Annotated in this window: 8 protein-coding genes; all 8 read right to left on the reverse strand. The window is 61.2% G+C overall.

Translation table 11 applies throughout. The features are described from left to right. The coding region (locus tag PLC66_RS22010) for a right-handed parallel beta-helix repeat-containing protein (RefSeq protein WP_324544325.1) at positions 1-1090 on the reverse strand (1090 nt) is incomplete at its 3' end. Beyond that, positions 1090-1677, reverse strand: coding sequence for a hypothetical protein (locus PLC66_RS22015; RefSeq protein WP_324544326.1), 588 nt, complete (start codon positions 1675-1677; stop codon positions 1090-1092). The genes PLC66_RS22010 and PLC66_RS22015, both read right to left, overlap by 1 nt. Further along, positions 1667-1951: a hypothetical protein gene (locus tag PLC66_RS22020; RefSeq protein ID WP_324544327.1), complete on the reverse strand. Its 285-nt coding sequence runs from the start codon at positions 1949-1951 to the stop codon at positions 1667-1669. Before PLC66_RS22020 ends, PLC66_RS22015 begins: the two co-directional genes overlap by 11 nt. Before the next feature lie 7 nt (positions 1952-1958). After that, a complete protein-coding gene (locus PLC66_RS22025) occupies positions 1959-2282 on the reverse strand; it encodes a hypothetical protein (RefSeq protein WP_324544328.1) in 324 nt (107 codons plus the stop codon). Between the two features lie 16 nt (positions 2283-2298). Next, positions 2299-2793: a hypothetical protein gene (locus tag PLC66_RS22030; protein ID WP_324544329.1), complete on the reverse strand. Its 495-nt coding sequence runs from the start codon at positions 2791-2793 to the stop codon at positions 2299-2301. A gap of 69 nt (positions 2794-2862) precedes the next feature. Beyond that, the gene (locus PLC66_RS22035; protein ID WP_324544330.1) at positions 2863-4713 is read right to left on the reverse strand and encodes a hypothetical protein; all 1851 of its coding nucleotides are present in this window, start codon (positions 4711-4713) and stop codon (positions 2863-2865) included. 6 nt (positions 4714-4719) lie between these two features. Next, on the reverse strand, positions 4720-4887 hold the full coding sequence (locus tag PLC66_RS22040) for a hypothetical protein (RefSeq protein WP_324544331.1): 168 nt from the start codon (positions 4885-4887) through the stop codon (positions 4720-4722). Positions 4888-4901: 14 nt separating this feature from the next. Then, the coding region (locus PLC66_RS22045; RefSeq protein ID WP_324544332.1) for a hypothetical protein at positions 4902-6049 on the reverse strand (1148 nt) is incomplete at its 5' end.

The raw sequence follows: 6049 nt of genomic DNA on the forward strand, positions 1-6049 counted from the left end.
CGCTAACCGTCGTGCCCTCATGCAGCGCCGTTTTGAGCGCCGTCCATGTGAACGTCGCCCCCGGTTTGCCCGGCGTCACCCGCCCGACAATCGTATTCTCCGCTATCCGGCTATCGACGAATTGCACCGGCCGCCCCGTGCTACCCAGCAGCCACGGCCGTTTCAGGTAGCCGACAAACAGGTTGTTCGCTATCGAGATATTGGGGCTTCTGGCCTCCTTCGGGTTCTCAGGTGATGCCCGTTCCGAGCCGCCGACAAAACCATCGGCAGGCCAGCCCTTGCCCAGCGCGTCGATCAGGTTGTCGCACCAATAGACGACGTTGCCCTCAATGACCGCGCCGTCGGTGTAATTGAATCCGAGCGACCAATGGTAATTCGTATGGCAGACGTTGCCGCGCACAATCGGCCGCACGCTGTTTTTATCCGCGCTGATACCCTCACCGTAGTTGTAGCAGATGGTGCATCCCTCAATGAGCACGTCCGACCCGCCGCAGATGACCGTAGTCGCCACCGCATCCGGCCCGGCCCCCGGCGCCCCCGTGTCGAACTTCTTGACGCTCGACCGAGTGACGGTCAACTTGCGCAACGTCGCCCACTCGCTGCCGGTAGCGATACTGATCGCCCCGCCATAGCAGAAATCCATGCGGCAATCCTCGATCGTGCAATCGTTGCCCTCGACGACGATAAAACGCCCGGCACTATTGCGCAGCGTCACCCCGCTGATAGACGTGCCGTTGCCGACCAGCCTGACCAGTGAGCTATAGCCGTTGATATTCAGATTGCCGCCTGAGTACACCCACCCGCCGCGCCGCGCATTGTCGGCGGCCAGCGACGGCAGTTGACCCGCCCCGACCTTGCGCCCGTTGCTCATGGCGTAATTGCCGTCACCGAATAGGGCAGGGGAATAGCGGCCGTCAATCGTCACCGCAGCGCCGTCTTTAGCGATGACCGACACCCCCGGCGTGGCCAGCACAATCGCCTCGTAATACGTGCCGCCGCCAACAATCACCGTGTCGCCTTCGAGCGCGGCGGCAAGCGCCGCCCCAATCGTCTTGTAATTCAAATCACCGCCTACATTCAGGATAGCCACTAATTGCCTCCATCCGGGCGCAGTTCGCCCATGAGTAGTATCAGGTCATCGATGCGGCCGCGCCGTCGGCACCACCGCACAAGCTCACGCGCCCGCGCCGCAACGGTCATATTGCCGATGTCGCCGTCGGGCACGCCCAGCCGAAATTCAAGGTCATATAGCTCTTCGAGATTGAAAGCCCGCCCCAGCCGGATAGCCAATACCCGGTCATCGCCGGTATGGTCGCCCGGCGTGCCGTTGGTTTTGCCCGGCGGGTCAGGCGCCGGCGGCAACTCCCCGGCGTAGCCCATGCCCAGCAGCAGGCTCACTAGCTGGCGACTATAGTCCGCCTGCGCCCGGCTGTACGTTTTCCAGTCGTTTAGTTCGCTGTGCAGCCTGTCCATCTCTTGCCTGTCCCGCGCCTGCCGCCGGTCGTATTCATCCATGCGCTCATTCATATCCCGCGCCATTCCATCAATGATCCGCCGCAGATTGTCCACCGCCGTCGGGCCGTGCCGGCGGCCGCGCACATACGCCACGCCGATAACCCCCAGCATCCCGACGACGAATAGCAACGCCTCAACGACGAGCCGTGTCTCATTGGTCATCGACCTCTCCGAGTAATACCAGTACCATTGCCAGAATCAGCGCCGCGCCCATCGTCCGGTGCGCGGCCCCCAGCAAAATGAACGCGGCGGGCGACATCACCCCCGCGAACGCCAGCCCATAGAACACTAGCCCCGACGCAGCCCATACCACCGGTGGGAGAAAAAACACCCTTATGCGTGGGCGTTTCCTCATGCCGCCGACCGCCGCGATGATCGTCGCAAGGAACACGATAACCGAGGCGTATTGCAGCGCGGTTGTGGTATGGGCGGTCATGGCCGGGTTAGGCGATGCCGGGCACATTGCGCACCGTGAATTCCAGCACGCCGACGATGGGCAAATCGTCGCCCAGCGTGCCATCGTACACGGCATTGATGATCACCTGCCGCCGCCCGTCGTCGCCTGCCGTCATCGCCAAATCGTCGCCGCTCAGTACGATATTGACCGTGTTAGCCGGGACTATGTCGATGTCCGCCTGATTGTTGACGACGTTGCCGTCGCCGTCGGTCAACGTCCATTTGATGACCGACGGCGTGATAAGCTCGCCCGCCTCGTCACGAAATGACGCAACGGCGGCGACGGTTGACCGTTCCAGTACGATAGTCATAGCTCCTCGCCTTGCCTTAGACATTTGACATTGTGACGGTATAAGTCACTTCCAGCGTGTCGCCGTCGTCGGCCGATTTCGCCGATGCAAAATTTGTCACGCCGATCAACGTGCCCGTCGTGCCGCCCTTCGTGTTATTGGTTGTGCAGAAAATGCCGTAAATTGAGGTCGTGGCGTTAATCGAGAATTGCGCCTTGCTCGCGCTGTTGGTGATTGCCTGCGACGCGGCCGCGGCGTGGGCGTAGGTCGGCCGCGTTCCCTCGGAGTAGACGGTGATCTCCGACCACGACGAATGAGATGCCATAGTGTCGGCCGCGTCGGGCGTGCCGCCGCCCTTTAGCCCCAGATACTCCGTGCCGCTGAAACCGCTGTCCAGGATCAGATTTAGCCCCGCGTTTACCAACAGGTTGTGAGCGTGCTCGCGCCATTTCTCATTGCCGTCCCGGTCGCGACAAACCACGTCATAGACGCCGACGATTGCCAATTTACTAACCACATTGTCCAGTTCCATATTAGCCCTCACAGTGATTGAAATTCCTCAACTTTACCCGTTCGACGGGTCAAAAATCCATTTGACGAATCAGGGTAACAAGCGCCAATCGACGCGCGGCATGGCAATCTCAAAGCCAATCGTTACCGGCCTCAGTTCCATCTCCGCCGTCACCGGGTTGATTGTCATCTCAATGACAACGACCCCCGCCGGGTTGACGAACATACTCAGGTCGCCGACGCCCAGCGTGTCCTGCACGGCCATAACCCAGTGCATGGCCCCGGCCACCGACGCGACAAACTCAGCCGTATCCCGCGCCTCAACGTGCCAGCGGGTCGATGTGCCCTCACTAACGGCGGCCACGTCTGCGGCCAGCGCATAGAGAAACGCGACTAGTTGCGTCGTGGCGGATATGCCCGCCGTGTCATCGACAGATAGCCCCCAATCGTTGCGGAGTTGCTCGGCAAGCCCGGCCGCGTCAACGCCCGTCACCCGCGCCTGTTTGACGACGGCGGCCATCACACTCAGACCGCCCGCGCTTACAACGTTCTGGGTGAAATGCATGGCGCGTGCTGCCGTGTCGGTCAATTCGGCCGCGTCGGCTCCTGTCGCCTGTCCAGTCCATCCGCCCAGGGCCAGCGCGACCAGCCCCGCGGCGTCGGAAGCGACAGCCTCCAAAACCTCGCCCATATCACCGCTGAGAATCTCGGTCAACTTCAGCGGGTCGATAGCGGCGGCCACCAACGCCCGCCGCGCGGCCAGCGCCGTCGTCAGGGCCAGCGCGTCCCCCGCGCTCGTGCTAATGGTCGTTTGTACGTTTGTAACGTAGCCGAGCGCGTCCGACGCGGCCGCAATCAGCGACGCCCGCGCCGTGGCCGCCTCATCGACCGCCGCCGTGTCGGATATGCTCAACAGCCGGGCCAGCATGACCGCCGTCGCTACCCCCGCCGCGTCGGATGCGGATAGTTGCGCGGCCATTGCCAGCGCCTCGGACAGTCCGGCAGAATCGCCCACGAGCAGCGGCCACGTCATGGAGAGCGCATCGATGCCAACCGCCGCGTCAGTTGTCGCGTGCGACGAGTGCCGGGCGCGGGTGGCAACCTCCAGCAATGCGATTAAATCCATGCTATTGGCGATGATATTCGCCCGTCGCCCCGTGCTCGTCGCCATGCCGGTAACATCGGCCGCGGATACTCTCAGGACGCGCCGCGGCGTTGCTGATTCCGATACCCCCAGCCCGTCGCCCGCCGTGGCCGTGATCGTCTCCGACGCGGCGGGCTTAAACACCGCCAGCACCGCCACTTGCGGGCTGCTCTGTGACTGTGCAATCCGATGGTTAGTCACCGCAGTGGGGTTTAGAACCGATGCCCCAGCGCCGCTCGGCTTGGCATTATTTGTCGAGAATGTACGTATATCGTATTGCTCGGTGTAGGATGCTACCCCGCCGCTATCGGAGAATGTCCAGACCGGGTCGTTGCCGCAATGGGAAGTCACGGCCAAAATGCCGATAGCGTTGGCGGTCGATTCCGTGTCGGCAATCGTCGCTGTCGGCGATGTCGAATCGCTGCCCGTCTGCCCAACCGGCGACGATTGCGCCGCGCCGGTCAGTGTGTTGGCCGAAATGATACAGCCGCTCGCGCCCTGCGAGAACGTTACAACGATGTCACCGCTGCTGCCCGACGGGTTGATCAGATACCAGATAGCCGTCCGGTATTGGCGGACGCTGCTCGTCGTCTTGCCGCTCACCGCCTCAGTCAGTCCCACGCCGCCGAACGTCACGCTATCAACCGTGAACGCGCCTGCATCGTTCGTGCGTAACCCGTGAATTCGAACAACCAGAATCCGGTCGCTGCCGGTCGCCGGTGTATACGATGCAAGCGTGTAACTGCTCGCCGATGAACTCGACTGGTAGGTCGAATTGCCCGCGATGCCAATCGCCATGTGCGGTTATTCCTCTTCGTCGGCCGCGTCGCCCGCGCTCATCTCGGCGATCATGTCATTGAGCAGCGCCAGCGCGCCGTCAATCATCGCCAGTTGCCGGTTGGCCTCTTCGAGCAGTTGCGCCCGTTGCGCGGTCAGTTTGTCCTGTCGTTCCTGTAGTGTCTGTAGATTCATAAATCATCATTCCTTTATGATGCCGTTGCCAGTTCCCTCACGACGCCGTTACCGAATTTGGCATATAGTTTTTGCACTCCGCCGACCGTGCGGGCGAAGATATCTACCTGTGTCGAGTTGGGGTAGGTGTTGTTGTCGGTGCGCTCCTTGAAGCGGAGAGTGCTGGGGGGGGGCATGGAAGAGTCTCCAACAGTCATGCCTCCACCTGTGCGTATTGCCACCGATGACCAAAGAGCACCTGGTGTCAATTCGACCATCGATTCCGATGTGTTGAGAGTTACGGCTTCCTTTATTGGCCCGGCGTGGGCGGCAATGTGAGCACGTATTGTTGCGTTGTTTGTCTGGTAAGTGGACAAACCCATAATGGTTTGACCGTTATTTATATTTACTGTGCCGTAAACTGTGCCGAAAACAACGTTTGTTGATGACCGAAATTTAACCGAGCTATAGTCTGTCTGAACGCTTCCCGAATTAAGTGTAATACCCTCACGATCCAGATAGACGTTATTCGCGCCCGCCGTCAACTGCCCATCGGTGTTAATCGTTATCTGTTCCAGCCCCGTTTTGTACGTCGCCAGCCGCCCCACACCGCCGTCATTCCAGATTTTCAGCCCCGTGGTCGGCGCGCCGAACGTGCCCGCCCCTTGCCAGATGCCACCGCCCGTCCCGATGGTCATCGGCCCCTCGAACCGGCTCGCGCCTGTGCCTTCAAACAGAATGACGGCCTGCCCGTCTTTATTGCGGATTGATAGATTGCCGACATCGCCGTGGTACAGCAATTGCGGCCCGCTGTTGAGCACGCCGCCAATTCTCAGATGATAGTTACCGCTAAATGTGTCGCGCCCTGCCCAGAATCCCGCGCCGCCGGTGTTTACGCCGGTCGGCAATGGGTTGCCGACGGCCAGCGAGGGTCTGGACGGGTCGAGCCGGATGCTTTCCTGATTGGCCGCGATGTCATATTCCCAGCGCAAGCGCAGTTTCGCGCCGTCCCATTTCGCTTTCGTCGCGGCCGCGTCATGGGGCAATGTCACCGTCACAACCTGGTTGCCCACGTTGCTGGAGCGTTGCAATATCAGTAGCTCGCCGGTCAACGGCGTCACCTCGTCGGATTCAAACACCTGCCCATACACCCGCGCCGTGTCGTTGGCGAACCCGGTCGCCG

Source organism: Thauera sp. (genome assembly GCF_035444905.1).
Lineage (GTDB): Bacteria > Pseudomonadota > Gammaproteobacteria > Burkholderiales > Rhodocyclaceae > Thauera.